The sequence below is a fragment of the Mesorhizobium sp. M1A.F.Ca.IN.022.07.1.1 genome (assembly GCF_003997575.1).
In the GTDB taxonomy this organism is placed as follows: Bacteria; Pseudomonadota; Alphaproteobacteria; order Rhizobiales; family Rhizobiaceae; genus Mesorhizobium.
Genome location: NZ_RZST01000674.1, coordinates 1 through 906, shown reverse-complemented (window position 1 = coordinate 906; position 906 = coordinate 1). Strand labels below are relative to the sequence as shown.

Here is a 906-nt window from a genome sequence, read left to right as displayed (position 1 = left end):
CTTCACGTCCGGACCGTTGCTCTCATAGTTGCGCGTCAGGGGATTGGGCCCCTTGCGGTTGTTGTTGCCACCGCCGCCATTGTTGTTGCGACCGCGCATGCGCCTGTTCTGCTGTTGTGGCCTCATTCGACTCTCTTCATGTGAATTTTCTAAAACTCGTCGCGAACGGTGGCGCTCATGCAGCCGACCGTTTCGTTTTTTCACCGGCGTTCGCCCGCATCGATTGCGTTGGCGCCACGTGCCATCCTGTTCCGGTTACATCACTTGCCGGACGATTCCCGCACGAAGCATGGGCGTCGTTTGCGCAAGGAGGCAGCTATTTCCAAGGAAAACCGAATCGCTAAGAGCACTGCCTGCTTCGTCTCATCCGGTTAAGCCGGAACCTAGCTGCATTCCCTAATATTGCCAAGCGTTTTTTCGCACTGCATCAGGGCTTTCAACGCTCAAACACCAGAACCCTGTCGTTTCCGCCAAGATCGCGTCGCGCCTCCGACAGCCTGTAGCCGGCTGCCGCGAAGATTGCGGTCACCTCGCTTTGCTGCGTATGGCCGATCTCGACCGCTACCTTGCCCTGCGCTTCCAGAAATCCTTCCGCCTCTCCGGCGATGATCCTATAGGGGATCAGCCCGTCCACACCGCCATCGAGGGCCTGGCGTGGATCGAAATCGCGGACCTCGTCCTGCAGATTTCCAATGTCTCGACTGGGTATATAGGGTGGATTCGCGGCAATTAAATGGTATCGGCCCGAAACTTTTTCGAACCAGTTGGAATGCAAGGCCTTGAAGCGCCCGCCGAGCCCCAGATCCGCGGCGTTTCGCGTGGCGGTCGCCAGCGCGCCGGGTGAAATATCGACGCCGGTCGCGGTCGCGGCCGGAATCGCGCTGAGCAGCGCCAGCGCGATTGCGC

The 906-nt window shown here is 59.4% G+C and carries 1 protein-coding gene and 1 pseudogene; both read right to left on the bottom strand.

Annotation, left to right across the window (positions count from 1 at the left end):
• Positions 1–126, bottom strand: a pseudogene (locus EOA75_RS33315) (DUF4167 domain-containing protein); the annotation flags it as partial.
• Positions 127–436: 310 nt separating this feature from the next.
• Positions 437–906 (bottom strand): methyltransferase (locus tag EOA75_RS33310; RefSeq protein WP_164747781.1); only part of this gene is annotated, 470 nt, incomplete at its 5' end.